The 24,705-nt window shown below is 61.0% G+C and carries 12 protein-coding genes and 4 pseudogenes; 5 read left to right on the top strand and 11 right to left on the bottom strand.

The genetic code is table 11. The features are described 5' to 3' along the window. Positions 1-85: 85 nt before the first annotated feature. Positions 86-1,174, top strand: a complete 1,089-nt coding sequence (locus tag FOY96_RS00270; RefSeq protein ID WP_048975190.1) for an AAA family ATPase — start codon at positions 86-88, stop codon at positions 1,172-1,174. A gap of 67 nt (positions 1,175-1,241) precedes the next feature. Here the strand turns inward: FOY96_RS00270 and FOY96_RS00265 are convergent, their stop codons facing one another. From FOY96_RS00265 to FOY96_RS00235, 11 genes and pseudogenes are all read right to left on the bottom strand, one after another. Continuing rightward, positions 1,242-1,514, bottom strand: a complete 273-nt coding sequence (locus FOY96_RS00265; protein WP_143346336.1) for a hypothetical protein — start codon at positions 1,512-1,514, stop codon at positions 1,242-1,244. Between the two features lie 616 nt (positions 1,515-2,130). Further along, positions 2,131-5,283: pseudogene (locus FOY96_RS23240) on the bottom strand (hemagglutinin repeat-containing protein); the annotation flags it as partial. Positions 5,284-5,375: 92 nt separating this feature from the next. Beyond that, positions 5,376-6,186, bottom strand: a pseudogene (locus FOY96_RS23330) (hemagglutinin repeat-containing protein); the annotation flags it as partial. A 2,071-nt stretch (positions 6,187-8,257) separates the two neighbouring features. Continuing rightward, positions 8,258-10,267 carry a beta strand repeat-containing protein gene (locus FOY96_RS23325; RefSeq protein ID WP_462917120.1) on the bottom strand — a complete coding sequence of 670 codons (2,010 nt, stop codon included), beginning with the start codon at positions 10,265-10,267 and terminating at the stop codon, positions 8,258-8,260. Between the two features lie 291 nt (positions 10,268-10,558). Further along, positions 10,559-11,473: pseudogene (locus FOY96_RS23320) on the bottom strand (hypothetical protein); the annotation flags it as partial. Between the two features lie 243 nt (positions 11,474-11,716). Further along, positions 11,717-13,015: pseudogene (locus FOY96_RS23230) on the bottom strand (filamentous hemagglutinin N-terminal domain-containing protein); the annotation flags it as partial. A 14-nt stretch (positions 13,016-13,029) separates the two neighbouring features. Further along, positions 13,030-14,727: a ShlB/FhaC/HecB family hemolysin secretion/activation protein gene (locus FOY96_RS00255; RefSeq protein ID WP_269473765.1), complete on the bottom strand. Its 1,698-nt coding sequence runs from the start codon at positions 14,725-14,727 to the stop codon at positions 13,030-13,032. A 183-nt stretch (positions 14,728-14,910) separates the two neighbouring features. Beyond that, entirely contained in the window at positions 14,911-15,864 is a 954-nt protein-coding gene (locus tag FOY96_RS00250) for a GlxA family transcriptional regulator (RefSeq protein ID WP_143346335.1), read from the bottom strand. Positions 15,865-15,890: 26 nt separating this feature from the next. Next, on the bottom strand, positions 15,891-16,670 hold the full coding sequence (locus tag FOY96_RS00245; protein WP_143346334.1) for an MBL fold metallo-hydrolase: 780 nt from the start codon (positions 16,668-16,670) through the stop codon (positions 15,891-15,893). Positions 16,671-16,792: 122 nt separating this feature from the next. Beyond that, positions 16,793-17,593, bottom strand: coding sequence for a lipoprotein NlpA (gene nlpA, locus FOY96_RS00240; RefSeq protein ID WP_087822877.1), 801 nt, complete (start codon positions 17,591-17,593; stop codon positions 16,793-16,795). 147 nt (positions 17,594-17,740) lie between these two features. Further along, entirely contained in the window at positions 17,741-18,160 is a 420-nt protein-coding gene (locus FOY96_RS00235; protein ID WP_143346333.1) for a GNAT family N-acetyltransferase, read from the bottom strand. A gap of 186 nt (positions 18,161-18,346) precedes the next feature. Between FOY96_RS00235 and FOY96_RS00230 the strand changes: the two genes are divergently transcribed. The 4 genes from FOY96_RS00230 to FOY96_RS00215 all read left to right on the top strand — a co-directional run bounded on the left by FOY96_RS00230 (position 18,347) and on the right by FOY96_RS00215 (position 24,660). Next, on the top strand, positions 18,347-18,916 hold the full coding sequence (locus tag FOY96_RS00230) for a TetR/AcrR family transcriptional regulator (protein ID WP_143346332.1): 570 nt from the start codon (positions 18,347-18,349) through the stop codon (positions 18,914-18,916). Positions 18,917-19,064: 148 nt separating this feature from the next. Next, entirely contained in the window at positions 19,065-20,186 is a 1,122-nt protein-coding gene (locus FOY96_RS00225; RefSeq protein WP_143346331.1) for an efflux RND transporter periplasmic adaptor subunit, read from the top strand. After that, positions 20,186-23,296 carry an efflux RND transporter permease subunit gene (locus FOY96_RS00220; protein ID WP_143346330.1) on the top strand — a complete coding sequence of 1,037 codons (3,111 nt, stop codon included), beginning with the start codon at positions 20,186-20,188 and terminating at the stop codon, positions 23,294-23,296. The genes FOY96_RS00225 and FOY96_RS00220 overlap by 1 nt, the downstream gene beginning before the upstream one ends. Further along, the gene (locus tag FOY96_RS00215; RefSeq protein WP_143346329.1) at positions 23,296-24,660 is read left to right on the top strand and encodes an efflux transporter outer membrane subunit; all 1,365 of its coding nucleotides are present in this window, start codon (positions 23,296-23,298) and stop codon (positions 24,658-24,660) included. The genes FOY96_RS00220 and FOY96_RS00215 overlap by 1 nt, the downstream gene beginning before the upstream one ends. Positions 24,661-24,705: the final 45 nt, after the last annotated feature.

Genomic DNA, 24,705 nt, shown 5'->3' with positions numbered 1-24,705 from the left:
GACATCCTCACTGTCGTCTCTTTTTTGCATTTCATCTCAAAGACTGTGATTATATACAGGCTTATTCTGCAAAAGGGGCCTGCCTGTGATCAACACCCTGCACATTCAAAACTACCGATCCATCCGCGACATGTCGCTGGAGCTGGAGCAGCTCAACATCGTCTTCGGGCCGAACGGCACCGGGAAATCCAATATTTACAAGGCGATACACCTGATGCACAGCGCCGCCCAGGGGCAATTTTCCCAGGCGCTGGCAAACGAGGGCGGCATTCTGAAGGTGTTCTGGGCAGGCAAAACCCGCAGCGACCAGCTGCGGCGGATGAATCTGGCGGTGGAAACAGAGACCTACGAATACGAGCTGCAGGTCGGGTTTGTGGAGAAGCTGCCCTATCCCTCGCAGTTTCAGCTCGATCCGGTGATCAAAGAGGAGTCTATCTGGCTGAGCGGCCAGCACCGTCGGCCTTCGTCACAGCTGATGAAGCGTAAGAACCAGGCAGTATTTCTCAACAACGTGCATCACGAGAAAGTGACCCACAGCGGCACGCTGTACGAGAACGAATCGGTGTTCGGGCAGCTCGGCGAACCGCATCTTTACCCGGAAGTGTCGCAGATGCGCGAGTCCCTGCGTAACTGGCGCTTTTATCATGAGTTTTCTGTATCAATCGGCTCGGCGATGCGCGCCCCGCAGGTCGGCTTCCGCTCCCCGGTGCTGGCCAGCGACGGTGCCAACCTGGCGGCCGCGTTTCAGACTATCGTCGAGATCGGCGACGAGCTGCTGCTGATGCGCATCCTTGACCAGGCCTTCCCCGGCTGCGTGTTTTATAGCGACAACGCCGGCGGACGTTTTCGCATGATGATGCAGCGCGAGGGTCTTAGCAGGCCGCTGGAACCGGCGGAGTTCTCCGACGGCACCCTGCGCTTTCTGTGCCTGGCGGTAGCGCTGTTAAGCCCGCGCCCACCGGCGTTTATCGCGTTGAACGAACCGGAAAACAGCCTGCACCCGCAGATGCTTCCCGCGCTGGCGAGCTTAATCGCCGAGGCCAGCCGCTACTCGCAGATCTGGCTCACCAGCCACTCGCCGGAGCTGGCGAAGTTGATTGAGAAACAGCGATCGTTTTCGCTGTATCAACTGTCAATGGTGGAGGGGGAGACGCGGGTGGAGAGGCTGGGGTAGGTCGCATTCTCTTTCTTTTAAGTAAATATGAAAAATCCTGCCAACAGATGGGCAGGATTATCGAAAATTATTCAGTATCAGAACGCGAAGATTTACGGGCTTTACGCTCATCTATTTTCGCGAAGATCCAAGACCCCAGCCCTCCAGCAGTCCCCGTAATAATGCTTACAACTATAATATCTATAATAACTTCTCGCGTTAAATTCACCTTACCATCGAAAATCAAGTCTATAACAACACTAGCTATCGAGAAAAAAATAAAACAACAAACGACAAGATAAACCACACTTAAAAATAAAATCTTCAAACTTATTTTTTGTTGTTTTTTAATTGCCAGCATTATTAGCATCCTTTTCTTTTAGTTTATCTTTAATTTTATTACCAATAAATTCGCCACCAACAGAACCAATAATGTCACTAACAAATCCGGTGCTTGGGCCGAAAACTGGATTCAATGCAGGCGGTGCAATAACACTAACCACACCACCAACTGCCCAGCTAAACCCAGAACCCGTCAGGGCATTTTTATCAAGACCATCTGTGAAAAATGTCCCTCCAGCTACGATACCTGCGTTTTGCCAGACATTACGACCCGGAGCCAGCGCCCCTGTAATACCCGCAGACATACTACTCCAGTAATCCCAGCTTTTGTTTTCGTGGCCTGGTCTGCTTAAGTCGTACCATTGATAACTGCCATTAGCAATTTCACCGATTACAGCACCACCAACAACTTTTACTATGGATGCCGCAGGCCCTAAATAGGCGGCTCCCGCTATCATTACACCATCCTTAGATCCATTAACTATCACCTTCGTGATATTGGTGCTGTCCGGCATATCGCCTTTCGCGATCCTATTCAGCCCGGCCTGTGTTTCTTCCGGCGTCAGGTTGTTTTCCACAGCATACTGTTTCCATACAGCGTTAACCGCAATAGTATTTTCCATGCCCGTGCCAAAGTTCAGCGCGTTATTCTCAGCACTATTCTTCCCGGCACTGGCCCCGGCCGCCGCACCAGCCGTATTTCCCCCAGCAATCCCGCCGGCTATGCCCGCTGAAACAGATGCCAGCGTACTCACGGTCTGCTTCTGCTCTTCCGTCAGCTTCGACGGGTCTGTGTCCGGATAGAACTGTCTGGCGATTGCTGTCGCAATCAGTTCGCCGGATGCGGCCCCCACAGCGCCCGCTGCGGCACTGTTTCCCTGAAGGGCTGCGGTTACGCCGCCGAGGATGGCATGGGCAATCGCTTTTGCCGCCGTGTTGTCATCAATGCCTGCATGATGGCCGATGATGTTCGCCAGCTCCGGTGCTGACGCGCCCGCCAGCGCCCCTCCGATATTGCCGCCCGCCAGTCCCTGCAGCGCTGCCGTGGCCGCCTGGATGCCGCGCTGCATATCGCTGCCGGTACCATATTTTTCCTGCGTCTCTTTATATTCCGGCGTAGCACGCAGTTTCGCCAGATAATCCTGGCGATCTTTTTCTGTCGCGTTAGCCGGAATATCACCATATTTATCCTTTGCCGCCTTCAGCCCGTTCAGGTCACCCTGCGTCCTGGCAATATCCGCCACCTGGCTGCCAATATCGCTGATCATCCCAACCGCGTTCAGGCGGTTCTGCTCTTTCTCCTTGTCGAAGATCGGGCTGATGCTGTCGTTAGCATGTTCGGTGTCGCGGCTCAGATCGGCCACGTCCTGCTTCTGGTTTGCCTTGTCGCGGATGGTGAGGGAGCCCTCTGCCACGGCGGCCTGCGTGGTGCCTTCCTTATGGCCTTTATTACCCGCAGCGGAGATCATGCCGCCCGGCAGGTTGCCCTGGAATTTATCCCCGAAGCTGCCGCCGCCGCTCAGGCTGATACCGGAGTGCGAGGTTTTAAAGTCCGCTTCGTTGTGGATATCGCTGAAGCCCAGCGTTCCGGTATCGAGGCTGTTTTTGTCCGGCGTGGCGGTGGACGCGATAACCGCGCCATCAAGCTGGGTGTGATGCCCCACGGTGATGTCGAAGCCCCCGTCCCCGGCATACAGCCCGGTCTGTTCGGCCACCGAATCAAAGCGGCTCTTCATCTTGTCCTGGCTGGCGTTGATATAGCCTGAACCGGACATGGTGCCGAAGGTGAAGCTGCCACCCGCTGCAACGCTGGTCTGCTTGCTGTCGTAGTCGCTGTTGTTCTGCTGGCTGCGCATCAGCAGGTCGTGACCAACATCTGCCACGATTTTATTGCCGTTAACCTGGGCGCCATCAAGCACGGTGTCGTGCCCGCTTTTTAGGGTGACGTTTTTGCCGCTGTCGATTGTGGTTTCGGTCCAGTCGGTACCGTTGCCTTTATCCTTGCCGTGCGCAGCGTTAACGTTGGCAAACACGCTGATACCCGCGCCGTTGCCTCCGGCACCGATGCTCACGCCAATGCCGCCACCGCTGCTGCTGTTCTTGCCGCTGGTTTTTTGGGTATTCGCCGCGCCGGACAACAGAATATCGTTCTGTGCATCCAGCGTGGTGTCGCCCCCGGCTTTCAGCTGGCTGCCCGCAATCACGATGTCGCCGCTGTTTGCACCTTTGTTTTTGCCGTTCGCGGTGATGGAGAGATTGTTGCCTGCGTTCAGCGTGCTGCCTGCCACCGCATCACTCTCAGCATGCTGCTGTGATTTCGACTTCTGGGTCGTCAGCGAGAGGCTCACACCCATTGCGTTCGGGTCGCCGGTGGTTGCCGCCATATCCGCAGCCTGCCCGGCCTGCACGCCGGACAGCACCGTTTTGGTGGCCTGAAGGGCTTTCAGACGGCCATCACTTTGCTCTTTGGTCTCCTGCGCCGCGCTCACGGCATTGTTAATAGCGCTACCGACGGTGCCGGAGAGCGCCACGGTGAGCCCGCTTTTCTTCTGCTCGAAGGTTTCATCCCGGGTGCGCCTGTCGTGCCCCGGCTCAATGATGACGCTGTCGCCGCTGAGGCTTAAATCCTTCCCGGCGATAAGATCCGCCCCGCCGACGTGGGCCTGGTTTCCGGCAGAAATCGCGACGTTACCGCCCGTCGAGCCCACCGTACTGAAGCTCTGGCTCTGGGTGGTGCCCTTCTCACGGAGATCGTGCGTGCTTTTGCTGCTGCCGATGGTGAAGCCAATCCCGCCCGAGCCCATCAGGCCGGATTTTTTCTCTTCCTTAAAGCGCCAGGAGGTGTCGCTGTTCGTGGCCGCCACGATATCGACGTTGTTGCCCGCCTTAAGCTGCACGTCGCCATCGCCCGCCACGGCGGAGCCGTTCACCTGCAGGTTGTTGCCCGCCACCACCTGCACGTTGTCGCCGCTAAGTAATGAGCCGGATTCACGCGTCGCGCTGTCCTCCTCGATGGTGTGGGTGGTTTTCTTGCTGAGGAAACCTTTTTTGGTTTTGGTCTGCTCTTTGTAGTGATAATCGCTTTCGGTTGCGGTATTGAGGCTGACGTCGCGGCCTGCCGCCACGCCGATATCGCCCTTCGCCGTCACCTGCGCGGCTTCGGTGGTGACATCGCGTCCGGCGAGGATTTGGGTATTCGCCCCGCTGGCGATCTCGGTTCCCTGCTGACGCACCGATTCGTTAATAACGGTTTTCTTGCCTGACCTATAGCTGTCGCCCTGCGTGGTCTCTTCCGCAGCCAGATTCACGTCGCGACCCGCCTGCAGCCCGACGCTTTTCTCCGCCGCCAGCGCGGCGGCCCGGGCGTTGATATCCTGCCCGGCCTTCAGGACCAGGTTATCGCCTGCGGAAATCGTGGTGCGGTCGAGCCCGGTGCTGTGGGATTCGCTTTTCCCTTTCCGGCTGCTTTCGCTTGTTTGCTCCGCGTTCAGGTTCAGGTCGTTGCCCGCGCTCAGCCCCGCGCTGCCGCCCGCCTTCAGGTCGCTGGCGGTCACGTCAAGGTTGTGCCCGGCATTCACCAGCAGGTTGCCGCCCGCGGTGACGTTACTGCCCTGATACGTGACGGACGAACGGCTGGTTTTCTCCCGGCTGGAGCTGAATGCGTCGTTGATCTGATTCGCGTTGACGGCAATATCGCCCCACGCATTCAGCAGTATATCCCCGCCGGAGGCCAGGTTCGCCCCGGTGACGGTGATGTTTTTCCCCGCCTCAAGCGACAGGCCATCCTGCGCGGTAATCGACGCCGTGTTGCCCAGCAGCGTGTCTTTCAGGCCGATGTTGCCGTACTTCCCTCCGGCGTTGATATCAATCTGCTCAACCTGCGTCAGGTTGTTGATGCTGCCGTCCAGGCTCTCCAGCGCGACCGTTTTGCCGCTGATGGTGGAGCTGATGTTATTGATATCGCCGATGGCGCTCAGGTTCAGGTCGCCGCCCGCTTTCATCAGGCCGTTGCTGAGGTTGCTGATGCTGTTCTGGCTGTCGAGCGTCAGGCTGTTTTTCGCCAGCAGCGAGCTGCCGCCGTTGGTGATGCTGCCGCCCTTCAGGGTGACGTTGTTGCCCGCGATCACGCTGCCGTTGTTGACGGTGACGTCCTTCGGCGACAGGTAGAGTTTCGGCACCATCACCGTTTCGCCGTTGACGGTGGCTTTCTCCCACCACAGCAGGCTGTGGTCGAGCGCGGCAATCTGATCGGCGGTCAGCGAGACGCCAAACTGCAGGCCCAGCGACTGCTGCGCCGCCGCGGCGTTGTCCATCAGGTAGCGCATCTGATCCAGATCGGAGCCGATGCCGTTCAGGTAGCGGTTACCGGTCTGGTTGAGCACCACGTTGGAGACATAGCGGGTATCGAACGCCGCATCGCCGAGGAAGCGGTAGTCGTAGTCCGGGTTCAGGTTGAGGCGGCCAAGCATATAGGACGAGCCGAGGAACTGCTTCTCGTCGGTAAACGCCAGCCGCGTCTCCTGCGGCGCCGTGGACGACGGTTTGATCCCGAGCATCGCGTTCAGATCGGCAAACAGGGCGGGATCAAGCTGTCCGAGACCATTCAGTTTCGGGTTGATGCCGATCAGGTACGGGCTTTTCGGGTTGTCGGAGAAGACAAAATAGCCGTTGTTGCCCGACGGCAGCGGGTAAGCGCTGGTATCGACGCGCTGGCCCTGATAATGCCCGACGGCGCCGCCCTGAGCGGTTCGGAGATCGGCGGTGGTGACCCCGGTGTTCGCCAGTGCGCCCAGCTGACCGAGGTTCGCGTTGCCTTTCTGCGTGGTGACAATGTTGCTGAGAGACGTGCCGGACGCGCCGCCGTTTTCCAGCGCGCCACCGCCGTTAAGCTGCTGCAGCGCCCCCTGGAGCCGATCGTTCCACTGCGGCGAGTTCACCGCCACGGTGCCGGTCGTGTTCAGCCCCTGTTTTTGCACGCCGCTGCCGATGGTCTGGTTGCTGAGGGTGTTCAGCGACGGGGTGGAGATAACGTTACTGACGCCGCCCGCGTTAGCGGTGGTATTAGTGTTGCTGATGTTGCTGGTGAAGTTCGCGGTGACGTTGCCGCCCGCCTGGATGACGGCGCGGTATGTTTCACCATTTTCACTTTCTGTGACATGCCCATCTAATACATAGGTTACGTCATTGTCGTAGTAAGTATTGCGATGGGTTGGAGAGTAGGAGCCAGGAGAACCCCCGCCATATGAGGGGCTTACATATTTATATACAGCATATTCTGTATAAGTTCCGCTCTGATAGCTCTGATTATTCAGCGTGTTTCCTGCAAGCGTAATATTGCTATTCGCCAGGATTGCACTCGCCTGATTGTTCAACTCTGCGGCAGTGATAGTCAGGTTACGCCCGGAAGAAATACGAGCGCTTCCACCCTCAGCATTTACAACCTGCGCTATCTGATTTAGTGCATATTTACGTGTTTCATAGCCTGTAATTGGTTTGTAATAGTAATGGGTATCCTCATACAAGAAACAGGGAACTCCCCCACATGTACCTGAACCGTCATGGGTATAAGTGCTGTATTTATCCCGAACAAGCGTATCGATTCCGAGAACCGACACAGGTATGTCAACAGTTGCCTGCCCAACCCAACCATACGCTGGCGACGCACTTGTTGTTGTGGTTGACGTTAATCCATCACGCTGATTTAACAGGCTGGCAGTCTTAACCGTAATATCCCCATTCTGCGTCTCAATATTCCCCGACGTGTTCACCACCTGGCTGTTCGCATTCCCCGCCGCATCCCGCTGCATCCACAGGTTGTTCCCCGCCATGATGTCGCCGCGCCGGTTAGTGATGCTGTCAGCAAACAGCGCCAGATTATTCGCCGCGTACAGCAGCGCGGTGTTGACGATGGCGCCCGGCGCGCTCAGGGTCAGCGAGCCGCGCGTGCCGGTGAAGCCGTCGACGGTAATGTTGCTCCGGCTGGCGACGGTGATGTCGCCCCCGCCCTGCACCGCGCCCGCGGCGTTCAGCGCCACGCTGCTGCCGGAGAGCGTGCTGGTGCCGCCGCCGGTGGTGATTTGTCCGTTGTTGCTGAGCTGCCCGCCCGCGCTGAGGTTAACCGCCTGCCCCTGCAGCACGCTGCGGTTATCGATGTCGCCGCCGCTGCTGATGGTCAGGGTCCGGCCTGCCGCCACGGCGGTCCGGCTGGTAAACGCGTTCGTCAGCTGCAGCGTTAAGTCCCCCAGAGAGACCAGCTGGCCGGTCAGGTCCAGCCCCCGGCTCTGCAGCCACAGGTTGCCGCCGCTCAGCAGCCTGCCGCCCGCGCTCTGGGTCACCTGGTCCGCGTCGATGTTCAGCTGCGCGTTGCCGAGCAGCGTGCCGCTGTTGTTCAGCTGGCCGTAGTTAACCGTCAGCTGTCCCGCCTGGGTGGTGCCCTGGCTGGCAAAGGTGGTGCCGGTCAGCGTGGCCCGGTCGGCCACCCACGTGCCGCCGTTAGTGGCGTTTGCCGCATTGAGTATCAGGTCGGTGGCCTGCAGCCAGCCGGTACCGGTGAACTGCGGCGTGCCGAGCGTCAGGCGCGCGCCGGAAAGCAGCCTGCCGTCGTTACGCGCCTGCGAGGAGGCGGTCACTCGCGTCTCGCCGCCGCCCTGAATCAGGCCGTAGTTAAACAGCGCGGGCGTGGTCAGCGTCAGGCCATCTCGGCTGACGATTTCGCCCCCGCTGCTGTTGGTCAGCGTGCCGCTGAGGGCCAGCGTCGCGCCGTTATCGCCCTGCAGACGTCCGCCGTTGGTGAGCGCCCCGGTGGTGATGCCGAGCGTGCTCCCCTGCATTTTGCCGTCGCTGGTGACGGAGGCCGCCGTGACGTTCAGCGCCCCGCCGGAGAGCAGGGTGCCGGTCGACTGCTGGCTGACCGCGCCGGTCTGGCTGAGGGTCAGGCCATTCACCCCGCTGATGGCGCCGCTGTTGCTGAGCGTGCCGCCGGTCAGCGTCAGGTTTTTCGCCGCCCACTGCCCCTGGTTCGCCAGCGTCGCGGCCTGCAGCGTGGCGCTGCCCGCGGTTATCCAGCGTCTGCGCGGTGATATCCGCCCGCCCCTGGCTCATCAGCGAGCCGGACGAGGTCAGCGTGCCGCCGGTCGCGGCCGTCAGCGCCCCCTGGCTGAGCAGGGACCCGCCGTGCGTCCAGTCGCCGGTGGCGCGGATGTCCGCGCCGTTCCCCTGCAGCGTGCCCTGCGTGGTCAGCTGGCCTGCGTCCAGCGTCAGCATGCCGCCGGAGAGGGTGCGCGAGGCCGCGCCCGTGGTCAGCGCGGTGCCGGTGAGCGCCAGGCCGTTCGTTCCCTGCATCAGGCCGTCGTTGTTCATCTCGCGGGCGGTCAGGGAGAGCGTGCCGCCGGTGATGCGCCCCGGGTTCGCCAGGGTGTCCGCGGTGAAGGTGGTTGCGCCGCCGCTCTGCAGCAGCCCGGTATTGGTTAACGCCCCGCCGAGCGTGCCGCTGAGCCCCGCCAGCCCGTTCACCGTGCCGCTGCTGGTCAGGGTGGTGCCGGTCATGTCCAGCGTCGCGCCCTGCAGCGTACCGGCGTTCGTCAGCTGCCCGCCCGTCAGCGTGAAGCCGCCGCCGGAGAGCCATTTGCCGTTCAGCGCGTTGATAAAGCGGTCAGCGGCGGCGTTAACCGCGCTGCTGCCCTGCATCAGGCCGCTGTTGCGCAGCTCCGTCGCGCCTGCGGTCAGCGTTCTGCCCGCCACCGTGCCGCTGCTGGTCAGCGTCGTCGCGTGAAGCGCGGCATCGCCGGTGGCCACGATGTTCCCGGTATTGCTCAGGGCGTTGCCCAGCCCCAAATCCAGGTCCTGCGCCTGAATATCGCCCCGGTTGGTCAGGTCGCTGCCCCGGAGGGTGAACCCGCCGTTCACCAGCAGCAGACCGGCGTTATCGAGCGTGTCCAGGGACAGATTCAGGCCGCTTCCGCTCACCAGCTGCCCGGTGGCGCCGTTGCTCAGCGCGCGGGTGGTCAGCGCCAGCGTGTCGTTGCCCTGCAGCATGCCGGTGTTGGTCAGCTGCGCGGCGTTCACCGTCAGCGCTTTCCCCGCCAGCCGGCCGTCGTTAAACAGCTGCGCCGCCGTCAGCGTGAACAGGTTCTGGCTGAGCAGGGCGCCGGTGTTGTCCAGCCTGCCGGTTGCAGCAAGCGTCAGGGCGTCCAGCGCCTGAACGCTGCCCTGGTTATTCAGGCCTGCGGCGTCCAGCGTGGCGCTGCGCCCCTGCAGGCTGCCCGCGTTGCTCAGCGTGTGTCCGCTCAGGGTGAGGGTCTCACCGCCCGTCACCTGCCCCTGAGTCTGGTTCGCGAAGGTGTTGCCGGACCAGGCCAGCGTGCTGCTGCCCTGAAGCAGGCCGCTGTTCTGCAGGTCGCCCCGCAGGGTCAGCGCTTTCGCCAGCAGCTGGCCCCGGTTATCGGTATTGCCGGCCTGAACGTCCAGCGCCTGCTGGCTGAGCACCTTACCGCTGTTGGTCAGCGCGCCGGTCACCGCCGCCGTCACGCCCGCTTCCCCCAGCGCGTTACCGGTGTTCATCCACTCGCCGGTGGCCAGGTTCAGGGTGTTGCCCTGCATGAGCCCGGCGTTGTTCAGGGTGGTGTGGTGCAGGCCGAGCGCGCCACCGGAGAGCAGCATGCCCGCCTGCAGGTTGCTGAGCTGTGCCCCCGTCGCCGTCAGCGAGCGGGTTCCCTGCAGCGTGCCGCCGTTGGTCACCGACGCGCTGTTGAACTGCGCGTCGGCACCGGCCATCAGCCCGCTGTTGGTCAGGCTGGCGGCGGTCAGCGTCAGGCCGTCCCGGGCAATCACCCGGCCGCCCGCCTCGTTGCTGACCTGACGGGTCAGGTTCAGCAGCAGCGCGGTGGCGCTGAGCTCGCCGCTGCTGGTAAGGGTGTCGCCGCTGAGCGTCAGCGTTCCGCCGCTGCGCAGCGCGCCGCGGTTAGTGAGGTCTGCCACGCCGAGCGTCAGGGCCGCGTCCCCCTCGACGGTGCCCTGGTTCTCCAGGCTGTCCGCCGTGATGTGCAGGTCGCCGGCGGCAATACTGCCCGCGTTAACCAGAGTAGTGCCGTTCAGGGTGAGCCGGTCGTCCGCCAGCAGGCGTCCGCTGCTGGTCAGGCTGAGGTAGTCGCTGCTCAGGCTGACGCCGTTGATTTCACCCTGGTTGGTCAGCGTGTCGCCTTTAATGCGCAGCGTGCCGTCGGTGGTGATAAGCCCGCCGTTGGCCAGCACCGGAACGTTCAGCGTTAAATCCTGCGCGCTGTAGACCGACCCGCCCGCGAGGTTCGCGAGTGACCCGGTCTTCAGGCCGAGCAGGGTGGTGCCCTGCAGCAGCCCGCCGTTCTCCACCGAGGCAGCGTCCAGCGAGAGGGTACCGGCAACCAGCGAGCCGCTGCTGGTGATGCGCCCGGGGGCCGTCAGGGTCATGCGGTCCGCTTTTGCGGCGCCGGACTGGAGGATGTTCTGTCCGCTGAGAGTAATGGCGCCGGCGGTGAGCTCCCCGCCGCTGGTCAGGTCGCCGGACGCGTTAAAGCTCAGCGCGTCACCGGTGGATTTCCCGGCGTGCGCAATCGTGCCCGCCGTCACCGACAGGGCGCCTTTCGCCGCCTGGGTGCCGTTCAGCGCGGCGCTCTGCGCCTGCAGGGTGAGCCCCTGCCCGCTCTGCAGGTGCGCGTCCGGGCCGGTGGTCAGGTCGCCGGCGCTGACGGTGACCGCCCCCGCCGCGTCCGTCTGCCCGTTCAGGCTGGCGCTGCGGGTCGCGGTAATCTGTATATTGCCCTGGCTGGTCGTGCGGGACGCCTGACCGCTGGTCAGGGTGCCGGCCTGCGCCGTCAGCGCCGTCGCGCCGGACAGGGTGCCGTTCTGCTCAAGCACGCCTGCGGTCACGTTCATCGCACCGTCAGCCAGCAGGCTGCCGTCGTTACGCAGGGTCTGCTGCGCCGTGACGTTCGCATTGCCCTTCGCGCTCAGCGTGCCCCGCTGCGCCAGGGTTCCGGCGCTTAACGCCAGGTTGCCGGCGCTCTGCAGGGTGCCGTTGTTGGTCACCGTCTGCCCCTTCAGGGTGACGTCGCTGCCCTGCGCCGTGCCGCCGTTCGTCAGCTCTCCGGCGTTCACGTCCAGACGGCCTTTCGCCGCCAGCAGGCCGCTGCTGGACACCCTGTCGCCGGAGAGCGCAATGTCGCGCCCCGCATTCACCTGCCCCTGGTTACTGACGGTGCTGCCCGTCAGGCGGATATCGGCCGCGGCATCGGCCCGGCTCTGGCCGTCCAGCACCAGCTGCCCGCCGCTCAGCGCCAGGCTCTCCCCTGCCGAGACCGCACTGCCCGTGGATGACAGCGTGCCGCCGCTGCTGAGCGTCGCCGCGCCGCGGGAGATAAGAGAGGTATTGTTGAGCGTCATCGCCTGCCCGCTGCTGACCGCCAGCGCGCCCGCGCTGTTTGTCCCGCCGCCCGTCATCTGCACTTTCCCCGCCGCGGAAAGGCGCATGTCGCCCTGGCTGGCGAGCGTGCTGTTACTGAGCTCCACATCCTGCGAGCTGGCCACGTTCAGTGCGCCCCCTGCCTGATGGCTGCCGCTGAGGGCCACCCCCGCGCCCTTCGCGCTAATCGAGCCGCTGGCGAGGCTGTTCCTGACCGTCAGTTTCCCGCCCGCATCCAGCTGAATGTCGCCCTGGCGCGCGGTGAGGTTGCCGAGGTTCACCCCGACGCCCGCCTCGCTGGAGACCAGGCGGATACGGTTCGCATACATCCCGCCGAGCGCGCCGGTATCCACCGCCACCACGGGCGCGGCGCCCTCGCCGGCAATTGGCCTGACGCTGCCGTCGGCACCCACGCGGTTCGCCCCTGCCGTTACCGTCAGGTCGTTCGCATGTATCGCGGCGTTCACCTCCGTTGCGCGCGCAATCAGCGACAGCGCGTCGCTCTTGCTGGCGTCCAGCCCCTGGCCTTCAACCGTGATGGCCCCTTTCGTCACCTCCAGCGCCAGCAGGTTACCGCTGGCGTCGAACTGCGGTTTCCCCGTGGTCAGGGTGACGTTCGGGGTGTTGATAAATCCGCACCCGTTACAGGTAATGCCGTACGGGTTGGCCACCATGACGTTTGCCGCCTTACCGGCGACTTCCGTGTAGCCCTGCAGCTGCGAGCGGCTGGCGCCCGTGACTTCGTTGATGATGCCTTTCGCTTCCCGCCCGGCCTGCAGGTTGGGGTTGTTCTGGATAAGCCCGCCCAGCTGGGTCCGGGTTAAACGGTCCGTGCCGTTGTTGAGGATAAGCCCCTCGCTGCCGACGTTATACTCGCCGAACTGGTTATGCGAGATACCCGCCCCGTTCGGGGTGGCGATGTTGACGACCGGCACCCCGTTCCCCGCCCGGTCGACCGTGGTCTGCCCGGCCGGCGTGAGCGCCGCCGCGACGGCGGGTGCCACCGGCTGCCAGACCATCAGGCCGCAGACAATCCAGCTGATCAGACGCTGCGAGAAACGAACGGGTGGGTGACGGGTATCCATAGTCGTAGAGTCTCTTAAAGCATGAAGGCAATGCGCCAGTTAACGCTCACATGATCCGGGCCGAGCCAGTCGGGGTAGCGCAGGGGCGTGCCGACCGAAATCTGGCTGCTGTACCCGCGTCCTGCGCTGCTCAGCCCCACCGAACCGCCCCACAGCGTGCCGGAGGCAAAGCGGTCCTGACGGTCTTTTTCCAGCCAGCCGCCGTCAACGGCGACCGTTGCGCTTACCGCGCCAATCACCGGGAGGGTGAAGAGGGAATACCCCAGCTCGTTACGCCAGTAGCCGCCGTTATCCCCGGACAGGTACTGTTCTTTAAAACCGCGCACGGAGCTTTCGCCGCCGAGCGTCAGGCGCTCGGCGCCGTACAGCCGGTCGGGCGACCACTGGCCGTAGGCGCTGGTCAGCCACCACGCGTTACGGGCGACAGGACGCTGGAAGCTGGCGTTCAGGCTCCATTTGCGGAATTCCGCCCGCGGCATATCCCCGGATTTATTTTCGTCGGTTTCGGCATTGAACCACGGCATGCCGTGGCTCCAGGTCGGGTTAAAGGTCGCCACGCCGCCCAGCATTTTTTGCGTGTGGGTAATCCCCAGGACCAGGCTCGAGAGGTTGCGCGTGCTGCTCTTAAGCGGCGCGTCGTTCAGCCAGTTGCGGCTGGAGCGCTGAACCACGCCCGCCGCAATGCCGGTTTTAACATCCCCGTTGCGGAAAACCACCCAGGACGCGTTAAGGCGGTGGGTTTTCGTATCGCCCGTGGAGAGCCAGTTGAACCCCTGGTTACTGATGGTGGTCCGGTAGTTACTCCAGGCGTAGCTGTAGTCCAGCAGGCCGTAGCCAGACGGCACGCTGACGCCCGCCTGGAAATTCTGCGCATCGTACGCGCTGGCAAAATCGCTGCTGCGCCCGCCGCTGACAAACCATTTATCCGCCAGCCCCAGCATATTATTGGCGGTGAGCACGCCGTTAAGCTGGTTTTCACCGGTGCTCTTCTGCCCGCTATTATCCAGGCTCACGGATGCATTTAACGGAAATTCCGGCTTGCCCGTGAGATTAACGATGGAATATCCGGCCTGCGTTCCCGGCAGAATTTCAATCTGCACCGGCTCGGCGCGCAAACGGTTAATTTGCTCCATCCCCTGTTCGATGTCGCGTAAATTAAGGATGCCGCCTGTCCGTCCCGGAAACGCCATTTTCAGCATGCGCGGCGTTTCACCTTCCAGACGGATCGCTTCCAGCCGTCCTTCCAGCACCACAATATTCAGCTGACCGCCGGAGAGATCCTGCTCGGTAAGAAAAGCGCGGCTGGTGATATATCCCCGGCTGATATACCAGTCAGAAATACGGGCGAGAAGCTCCGTTATTTTCGCCATATCCAGACACCGGCCCTGCCACGGCGCGACAAGGGCCTGCTGCGTTTTCGGGGAAATGAGGGTCGTGCCGGAAAGGGTAATGGTATCAATGGTGAAGCAGGGCCCGGTGCCGGCTGCAGGCAGAGGCCTGTCAGGCGCCGGGCGAGGAATACTCCGCTCCAGCTCTTCACGCTGTTGCTGGTTCTGTAATAAAAGCTGCTGCTGTTGCTGCTGAATAGTATCGCGATCGGCTGGCGACAAGGGCGCAGCGTTAATGCTTGCTGAAAAAAGCGCACCCGATAAGATAAAAATAATATAATTTGCTAATGAAATTATTCTTCTTTCTATTTTATTGCTATTCATCCATGCCACAAAATTTATTCGCAATTAATATTTTCGAAATATAAGAGCATTCTTAATGCGAGTATATCTAATTTGCGTTAAGGCGAAGCAAATAAAATATTTTTTCAGAAAAATGAGAGGTGGATTAAGAAAAAATAAGAAGTGATTTAACTACCCCTTAAATCTTGAGTTAGCCGTAATACACTAGCTGTGAAGACGGAATGTTTTCCTCCATTCCGCAGGGCTCACCCCAAAACGCGCCTTAAACTGCTGTCGCCAGGTGACGGCGGAATTAAATCCCACCAGTTCGGCCACGCGCTCAATCGGCATATTTCCGGCTTCAAGCAGGAGCTGGCTGCGCCGCAGGCGTTCGGCGGTAAGCCAGTCGGCGACGCTCATCCCCGTGGCTTGAATAAAATGACGGGTCAGGGTGCGGCGGCTCATCGAAACCACCTCCGCCAGTGAGTCCAGGCTATGCGGTTCGGTGATGTGCCGCTGCAGGTAGTCGATCAGGCAGTTAATGCGTCCGTCGCGGGTATCTTTGGGTACCGGCTGGGCGATGAACTGCGCCTGACCGCCATCGCGGTGGGGCGGAACAATCATCCGACGGGCAATCTGGTTGGCGACCACGCTGCCAAAGCGCTGACGAATGATATACAGGCAGCAGTCCAGCGCCGCCGCGGTTCCGGCGGAGGTGATGATATTGCCGTCATCCACGTAGAGCGCATTGATATCCAGCTGAACGTGCGGGAAAAGGGACTGGAACTGATGTTCGAACTCCCAGTGGGTGGCCGCACGTTTGCCGTCGAGAAGCCCCGCCCAGGCCAGCACAAACGACCCCAGACACAGCCCGACGATTTCCGCGCCGTTGTCTCTCGCCTGCACCAGGCTGTCGAGCAGCGTCTGGGGCGGTCGTTCAAGGACGTGCTGCCAGTAGGGAACGACGACAATATCGGCCTGACCAAGGGCGGTAAAATCCTGCGTGGCGTTGAGGGCAAATCCGTCTTTTGAGGTGAGAAAACCCGGCGTTTCGGCGCAGATCGCCACGTTAAAACGCTTTTCACCGGAGACCGAATCGCCAAACAGAATGCAGGGAACGGAGTAGTGGAACGGGCTGAACCCGTCTACCGCGACAATCGCGACGTTGATTAGCGACATCTGTCTCTCCTTTCCCTTTAATGCACTCAGAATATAACGGTTTCGCCATCCTGGGGAATGCTCACTGCGTCACTCACCTGATTGGCTTCAACGTACTCACGCAGCGCGCTGCGGGTCAACAGGCAGTGGTTAATCGCCTCCATATGGATCGCCACAATGCTGGCCTGCGGCAGCAGGAAATGAACGTTGAGCACGTCCTCCTGCCCCATAATAATGGGCCCAAAACCAATAACGTGGGCATAGCCCGCGTTCAGCACCACCACGTCCGGCTGGTGCTTTTGCAGATCGGCCGCCACCTCGTCACGCCAGACGGTATCCCCGGCAAGATAGAGCGTCTTCTCATCGGGATGACGCAGCACCACGCCGCAGGCCTCGCCCAGACGCTCCGCCAGCTCCGGCACGGCGTAAGCGCGATCGGTGCCGTGCTGCCCGCCGTGGGTTTTCGTAATCTGAATATCGCCGAAGAAGGTCGCGTCGGTCATGACCGTCAGGTTGCTGAATCCCTGGCTGCGCAGCAGCGCGGCGTCACGATCGTTTTGCACGTAGACAGGTTTATCTTTGGCGATCAGCTCCGCTGCAGTGCGATCCCAGTGATCGTCATGGGTATGGGTAACGATCACCGCGTCGGCGCCCAGCAGCGTGTTGACGTCAACGGGGAGTTCGACCGTCGGGTTACGGCGTTCGGCATACGCCGTGCCGGGAAAGCCCGGATAAGCCCCCTTCGGGGCCAGCATCGGGTCGATTAAAAGACGTTTTCCGGCGTAGGAAATCAGCTGGGTGGCGTTGCGAATGTGGGTAATGTTCATGGGCTATCCTCCGGTGGGTGTGATAAGGAGGATAGCCAGCCGTCGCACTTGGCGCAGTGGGTTAAAGGGCGATTACCGATGGAATCGGGCCAATTTAAGCAACCCGTTTTCCGTCAGATCGTTTACCAACCCGGCACCGCCCCGCCGTTAAAGATCGTCTCAGCCGCTTTTGCCACTTCAGGCGACTGATACGACTGGATAAACGTCTTCACGTTCTCCGCGTCCTTGTTGTCTTCGCGCGTCACCACGATGTTCACGTACGGCGAGTTTTTGTCTTCAATAAAGACGCTGTCATGCACCGGCGACAGCCCGGTTTGCTGAATATAGGTAGTGCTGATGATGGCGACATCCACTTTCGGATCGTCCAGCACGCGCGGCAGCTGTGCCCCTTCCAGTTCCATAATTTTCAGCTGTTTAGGGTTGGCGGTAATATCCAGCGCCGTCGGCAGCAGCCCGGTGCCCGGCTTCAGGGTAATGAGCTTCTCCTTTTGCAGCAGCAACAGCGCGCGGCCAAGATTGGTCGGGTCGTTTGGAATGGCAATCGTCGCCCCGTCCTTCAGGTCAGAGACGGATTTGATTTTGCGGGAATAGCCGGCCATCGGAAAAACAAAGGTGTTCGCCACGGCCACCAGCTTGTAGCCATGCGCCTTGTTATCCTCAGCGAGGAACGGGCGATGCTGGAAGACGTTGGCATCCAGTTCTCCCTGGTTGGTGGCATCGTTGGGCAACAGCGAGCCGCTGAAGCCGACCAGCTCCACGTCCAGGCCATATTTCTCTTTTGCCACCTTTTTGGCGATTTCCGCCACGTCCTGTTCAGCGCCGTTGATGACGCCCACTTTAATGTGTTTGGCATCGCTGCCACTTTGATCGCACCCTGCCAGCAGCAGGCCAGCAAGTACCAGAGCACCCAATCGACGTTTCACAAGACAGTTCCTTTTGCTAAATGTTGTAGTGACTATATCGACAACGAAGCGGTGAAATAAAAACCGAAAAAGAATCAATAAGAAGGATAAGTTATATGCGGGTTTTGCCGGGTGGCACTGCGCTTACCCGGCCTACAGATCCGGGGCTTAAAGCGCTTTCGCCAGGTAATGCCGCTGCATGCCCTCATACGGGTAATCCTGTAGCGACATCTGCAGCTGGTACCCCTGTTTTTCATAGAACGGGCGCGCCTGGAAGCTGGCGGTATCGACCAGCGCGTGCTTGCAGCCTTTGCGTCTGGCTTCCTCTTCGGCCGTTTTGATGAGCTGGCTGCCCACGCCGGATCCGCGCACGGTCTCGCTGACCCAGAGATAGTCGATATTCAGCCAGTCGCCTTTACGCACCCCAATTAGCCCGCCGAGCATGACGCCTTTATCGTCTCGTACGTAAACGCCAATGTCGCCGCTAAAGGTCGCCATATCCAAAAATTGCCCGTTATAGGCTCTTAACCCCACAAATAACTCTTCTTTTTCAGCGGGCGTTACATTATTTGTTATGCTCAGGTGCATTTTTCTCTCCTTATTTTCTATGCAATCTGAATATCTCACAGCTTAACCTCCACAAAAACTCCTCATTCCCTCCATTTTTTAAATACGGAAACATTCCCTCAATATCTAAATAAAAAAGGCCTTTCCAATATGCACCCAAAACGTATACTGAGAACGATCATTCTCACTTTTACACGGTAGCCGACGATGAGTACGAAACTGGAAGAACGACAAAAACAACGTCAGGACGAGATCATCACCGCCGCGCGTCGTTGCTTTCGCGCCAGCGGATTTCACGCCGCCAGCATGTCGCAGATCGCCAGCGAGGTGAAGCTCAGCGTCGGGCAAATTTACCGTTATTTCAGCAACAAAGACGCGATTATCGAAGAGATGATCCGCCGCATCATCGACTCGCGCATTGAGGAGATGCAGGGTAAAACCCTGGTGGAAGGGATGCCGCAGGCGCTCGCCTGGCGACAGACCCTCAATGAAGATGACGATGCGCTGATGCTGGAAATGTCCGCTGAGGCCACGCGTAATCCGCAGGTGGCGACGATGCTGATCGAAGCCGAATCGCGCATGTTCGCCAACGCCTGTGCGCACCTGAAAAAGCAGTTTCCCCACCTGAGCGACGAGCATATTCGCTGCTGCGTGGAGATTACCGCCGTGATGATTGAGGGGACGATTTATCGTCGATTAACCCCCTTAAAAGTCCCGTCAGAACAATTAGAACCCCTTTATCAGGATATTTTAAATATGCTTTTCTCTGCGAAGTAATCGCATATGAATAATTAGCGGGAATAAGTAATTCCCCTTTTTTACATTTCTGGCTCAGCCGGAGATGCGGTATCGCTGTGCCTTTAAATAGCCCTCCTCCCCGTTGAGCCATTAACGGGGCAGGCGTCGTTCACCCTGGAAAAAGATTATGAAAAACATAACAACCTCCATCGCGGCATTATTTCTCCTGACCGGGTGCGATAATGCGCAAACATCTGCTCCCCAGCGTCCTCTTCCGGATGTGGGGATTGTCACCCTCATGAGCCAGCCGGTGTCCGTCGTCAGCGAGCTGACCGGCCGCACCACCGCCGCCATGAGCGCCGAAGTGCGCCCGCAGGTGGGCGGCATTATCCAGAAGCGGCTGTTCGCCGAAGGCGATACCGTGAAAGCCGGGCAGGCGCTGTATCAAATTGACCCTTCCAGCTACCGCGCGGCGTTTGATGAAGCCGCCGCGGCGCTGAAGCAGGCTCAGGCGCTGGTAGCGGCCGACTGCCAGAAGGCCCGGCGCTATGCGCAGCTGGTGAAAGACGAGGGCGTGTCGCGCCAGGACGCAGAGGACGCACAGTCCACCTGCGCGCAGGACAAGGCCAGCGTCGAGTCAAAGAAGGCCGCACAGGAGAGCGCGCGCATTAACCTCAACTGGACCACCGTGACCGCGCCGATTGCCGGACGCATCGGCATCTCCTCCGTCACGCCCGGCGCGCTGGTGACCGCGCAGCAGGATACCGCGCTTGCCACCGTTCGCGGACTGGACAGCATGTACGTCGATCTCACGCGTTCCAGCGCCGATCTGCTGCGTTTACGCAAGCAAACCCTTGCCACAAATAGCGATACGTTAAGCGTGTCCTTAATCCTCGAAGACGGCAGCACCTACGGCGAGAAAGGCCGTCTGGCGTTAACCGAAGTGGCGGTGGATGAATCAACCGGCTCGGTCACGCTGCGCGCCGTCTTCCCGAATTCGCAGCACCAGCTCCTGCCGGGGATGTTCGTTCGCGCCAGGGTAGATGAAGGCATCATGAACGACGCGATCCTGGCACCGCAACAGGGCATCACCCGCGACGCCAAAGGCACCGCCACCGCGCTGGTGGTGAATGCCAGCAATAAGGTCGAGCAGCGTCAGCTGGAGACGGGCGACACCTACGGCGACAAATGGCTGGTGCTGAGCGGCCTGAAGGCGGGCGACAGGCTGATTGTGGAAGGTACCGACAAAGTGACTCCCGGGCAGGAAGTGAAGGCCGAAGAGATGAAAGCTGCGGGAGGAAAAGCCTGATGTTTTCCCGCTTCTTCGTGCGTCGCCCGGTCTTTGCCTGGGTTATCGCCATTCTTATCATGCTCGCCGGGATGCTGGCGATCCGCACGCTGCCGGTGGCGCAATACCCGGACATCGCCCCGCCGTCGATCAAAATCTCCGCCACCTACACCGGTGCCTCCGCGCAGACGCTGGAAAACAGCGTGACGCAGGTGATCGAGCAGCAGCTGACCGGGCTGGATAACCTGCTCTACTTCACCTCCACCAGCAGCTCGGACGGGTCGGTGAGCATTACCGTCACCTTCGAGCAGGGAACCGACCCGGACACCGCCCAGGTGCAGGTGCAGAACAAGGTTCAGCAGGCAGAATCGCGCCTGCCGACCGAGGTGCAGCAGTCCGGCATTACCGTCGAGAAATCGCAGAGCAACTTCCTGCTGATCATGGGCGTGTACGACAAAACCGACGCCGCCAGCAGCTCGGATATCGCCGACTGGCTGGTGAGCAATATGCAGGACCCGCTGGCGCGCGTGGAGGGCGTTGGCAGCCTGCAGGTGTTCGGTGCGGAATACGCGATGCGCATCTGGCTCGACCCGGCGAAGCTGGCGTCCTACTCGCTGATGCCGTCCGACGTGCAGAGCGCGATTGAAGCCCAGAACGTGCAGGTTTCCGCCGGTAAAATCGGCGCGCTGCCCTCGTCGAACGCCCAGCAGCTGACCGCCACCGTCCGCGCCCAGTCGCGCCTGCAGACGGTCGATCAGTTTAAAAACATCATTGTGAAGAGCCAGTCCAGCGGCGCGGTGGTGCGCATCAGCGACGTTGCCCGCGTGGAGATGGGCAGCGAAGACTATACCGCCACCGCGAAGCTCAACGGCCACCCGGCGGCGGGTATGGCGGTGATGCTCTCACCGGGCGCGAACGCGCTCAACACGGCGACGGCGGTAAAAGACAAGATCGCCGAGTTCAAAAAGTCGATGCCGGAAGGCTACGACGTGGCCTACCCGAAAGACAGCACCGAGTTCATCAAGATCTCCGTTGAGGACGTGATTCAGACCCTGTTCGAAGCCATTATCCTCGTGGTGGTGGTGATGTACCTGTTCCTGCAAAACATCCGCGCGACGCTGATCCCGGCGCTGGCGGTGCCCGTCGTTCTGCTGGGCACCTTCGGCGTGCTGGCGCTGTTCGGCTACTCCATCAATACCCTGACGCTGTTTGCGATGGTGCTGGCGATCGGGCTTTTGGTGGATGATGCCATCGTGGTGGTGGAAAACGTCGAGCGTATTATGCGCGACGAAGGCCTGCCCGCGCGGGAAGCCACCGAAAAATCGATGGGCGAAATCTCCGGCGCGCTGGTTGCCATTGCGCTGGTGCTCTCTGCGGTATTCCTGCCGATGGCCTTCTTCGGCGGATCCACCGGGGTGATTTACCGTCAGTTCTCGGTCACCATCATTTCGGCGATGTTCCTCTCCGTGGTGGTGGCGTTGACACTGACGCCCGCACTCTGCGGCTCGATCCTGAGCCACACGACGCCGCACAAAAAGGGCTTCTTCGGCGCGTTTAACCGCTTCTACAGCAGGACCGAGCGCGGCTATCAGAACAAGGTCCTGCGCGCCCTGCGCCGTTCCGGCGGCATGCTGGTCATCTACGCCCTGCTCTGCGGCGCGATGGGCTTCGCCATGCTTAAGCTGCCGGGCAGCTTCCTGCCGACGGAAGACCAGGGTGAAATCATGGTGCAGTACACCCTGCCGGCCGGTGCGACGACGGTGCGTACCGCCGAAGTCAGCCGCCAGGTGCGCGAGTGGTTCCTCACCAAAGAGAAAGCCAACACCAACGTTATTTTCACCATTGAGGGCTTCAGCTTCAGCGGCAGCGGCCAGAACGCCGGGATGGCGTTTGTCTCCCTGAAAAACTGGTCCGAACGTAAAGGCGATGAGAATACCGCTCAGGCCATCGCCCTGCGCGCCACGCAGGAGCTGAGCACCATCCGCGATGCGACCATCTTTGCCATGACGCCGCCCGCGGTGGACGGCCTGGGCCAGAGCAACGGCTTTACCTTTGAGCTGATGGCCAGCGGCGGCACCGACCGCGACGCGCTGCTGAAGCTGCGTAACCAGCTGATTGGCGAGGCCAATCAGGACAGCTCGCTGCACGCCGTGCGCGCCAACGATCTGCCGCAGATGCCGCAGCTTCAGGTGGATATCGATAACAACAAGGCCGTGTCGCTGGGGCTGTCCCTGAGCGACGTTACCAACACCCTTTCCAGCGCCTGGGGCGGGACCTACGTGAACGATTTTATCGATCGCGGCCGCGTGAAAAAGGTCTACATCCAGGGCGACAGCGACACCCGCGCCGTGCCGTCGGATCTCAACAAATGGTTTGTGCGCGGCAGTGACAGCACCATGACCCCGTTCTCCGCCTTTGCCACCACCCGCTGGGAGTACGGCCCGGAAAGCCTGGTGCGCTACAACGGCTCGGCGGCGTATGAGATTCAGGGTGAAAACGCCAGCGGCGCCAGCTCCGGCACGGCGATGGGCAAAATGGAGCAGCTGGCAAACAGCCTACCGTCCGGCAGCACCTGGGCGTGGAGCGGTTTGTCGTTGCAGGAAAAACTGGCGAGCGGTCAGGCGATGAGCCTGTATGCCCTCTCCATCCTGGTGGTGTTCCTGTGCCTGGCAGCGCTGTATGAGAGCTGGTCGGTGCCGATTTCGGTCATCCTGGTGATCCCGCTTGGCGTGCTGGGCGCGGCCATGGCCGCCTCGCTGCGCGGCCTGAACAACGACGTTTACTTCCAGGTGGCGCTGCTCACCACTATCGGCCTGTCGTCGAAGAACGCGATCCTGATTGTCGAGTTTGCCGAAGCCAAAGTCGCTGAAGGGTACTCTCTGACGCGCGCCGCACTGCGTGCCGCCCAGACGCGTCTGCGGCCGATCATCATGACCTCGCTGGCGTTTATCGCAGGGGTTACGCCGTTGGCCGTGGCAACCGGTGCAGGCGCCAACAGCCGCGTGGCAATTGGTACCGGCATTATCGGCGGGACGCTGGCCGCGACGCTGCTGGCGATCTTCTTCGTCCCCTTATTCTTTGTACTGGTGAAACGACTGTTCTCCGGTAAACACGCGAACCGGAGGTCATAATGTTTCGTGTATCTGTTTTAGCGCTAGCCCTGCTGAGCGCGGGTTGTGTGTCGTTAGATCCAACGTATCAACGCCCGGACGCGCCCGTCCCGGCAACCTTGCCCGGCGCGCACGGCGAAGCCACCGCCATGGTGAGCCAGTGGCAGCAGGTAATGAACGATGCGCGGCTGAAAAGCGTGGTGACGATGGCGCTTAACAGCAACCGCGACGTGCAAAAAGCGATTGCCGATATCGACGCCGCCCGCGCCCAGTACGGTGAAACGCGCTCGTCCCTGTTCCCGACGGTGGACGCCGAGCTGAGCCACACCCGCAGCCGCACGCTGGCAAGCGGCGTCGCGACAAGCGATGAAGCCAACGGCGCGGTCTCCAGCTTCGAGCTGGATCTGTTTGGCCGCAACCAGAGCCTCTCCCGCGCCGCGCGTGAAACCTGGCTTGCCAGCGAGTTCACCGCGCAGAACACGCGCCTGACGATGGTCAGCGAGCTGACCACGGCCTGGGTGACGCTGGCGGCGGATAACAGCAACCTGGCGCTGGCAAAATCCACCATGGAGAGCGCGGCAAACTCGCTGAAGATTGTGAAGCGCCAGCAGGAAGTGGGCGTGGCGGCGGCGACGGACGTCAGCTCGGCAATAGCGGTGTACCAGCAGGCGCGCGCCAGCGTCGCAAGCTACCGGACGCTGGTGATGCAGGACAAAAATGCCCTTAATCTGCTGGCGGGCGATACGGTGCCGGACAAGCTGCTGCCCGGCACGCTGGAGAGCCTGAGCGACAACGCCATCACGCTGATCCCGGCGGGCGTCAGCTCCAGCACCCTGCTGCGTCGTCCGGATATTCAGGAGGCGGAACATAACCTGCTGAGCGCCAACGCCAACATCGGCGCGGCGCGCGCCAACTTCTTCCCGACCATTTCACTCACCGCCAGCGCGGGCGTCGGCAGCGACTCGCTCTCCTCCCTGTTCAGCCACGGGATGAAGGTTTGGTCGTTTGCGCCGTCCATCACCCTGCCGCTGTTTAGCGGCGGGAACAACCTGGCGCAGCTGCGCTACGCGGAAGCGGAGAAGAAAGGGCTGATCGCCACCTATGAGAAAGCCATCCAGAGCGCGTTTAAGGACGTGGCCGACGCGCTGGCGCGACGAGAAACCCTGAGCGAACAGCTCGACGCCCAGCGCGAATACGTCGCGGCGGAGCAAAAAACGCTGGATGTGGCAACGCGAAGCTATAGGGCGGGCGCGGGGGATTATCTGACGGTACTGACCGCGCAGCGGTCGCTGTGGTCGGCGCAGGAATCGCTGATCGCGCTGCAGCAAACCGACCTGGAAAACCGCATCACGCTGTGGCAGTCGCTGGGGGGCGGTATTCAGTAGCGCTTGCCGGGAAGTTCATGACAGGCGGTGAAGAGAAAATTCATA

It is taken from the genome of Enterobacter asburiae, assembly GCF_007035645.1.
In the GTDB taxonomy this organism is placed as follows: Bacteria; Pseudomonadota; Gammaproteobacteria; order Enterobacterales; family Enterobacteriaceae; genus Enterobacter; species Enterobacter asburiae_B.
Note: the sequence above shows the minus strand (reverse complement) of the source record. Positions and strands in the feature narration are given on the sequence as shown.